The sequence below is a fragment of the Mesorhizobium sp. M1227 genome (genome assembly GCF_040318315.1).
In the GTDB taxonomy this organism is placed as follows: Bacteria; Pseudomonadota; Alphaproteobacteria; order Rhizobiales; family Rhizobiaceae; genus Mesorhizobium.
The window spans coordinates 1-549 of sequence record NZ_JAMYLZ010000124.1; the positions used below are offsets into that span (position 1 = coordinate 1).

A 549-nucleotide genomic window follows, 5' to 3' on the forward strand; every position below is an offset into this window, starting at 1 on the left:
CCCGGATCACGTTCTCGATGGTGCGCATTTCATTCAGCACCGTGCGGCGGGCGACGAGGAGAGATCTCCAAAGCCGGCACCGCCGGTTCTTCACATGCACCTGCCGATACCAGCCGGTGCGAATGATCTGCGCCAGCGCCCGGGCGTCATTCCGATCCGTCTTGTTCGGCATCGTCTTCATCGCCGCATTGGCCCGCCGCGTCTCGATGCAGATAGCCGGCAGGCCGCCGGCGCACAGCCCGTCGTGAAGCCAGGCCGTCAGCGAACACGCTTCCAGCCCGATCCGCTCGAGCGGCAGATCGACTTTCCGCAGGGCGTTGCACAACGCCTCCGGCTCGCTCGCCGCGCGCTTCCTTCACGATCCGCCCAGCCGCGTCGACCACGCAAATCGCGGTATCTTCCAAAGACACGTCAAGTCCGGCAAAATACTTCATGGCTGCTCTTTCCCGATGTTTGTGGCGATTCACATCGACCACGTTCTCACATCCCGACAGGAGCAGCCGCCATCAGTTAGGCTCGGCCGAGACCCCAATCACCCCATCTGTTGAA

1 pseudogene is annotated in these 549 nt (G+C 62.8%); it reads right to left on the reverse strand.

The window, feature by feature from the left end:
* Window positions 1-434, reverse strand: a pseudogene (locus NKH28_RS34395) (IS110 family transposase); the annotation flags it as partial.
* Window positions 435-549 lie beyond the last annotated feature (115 nt).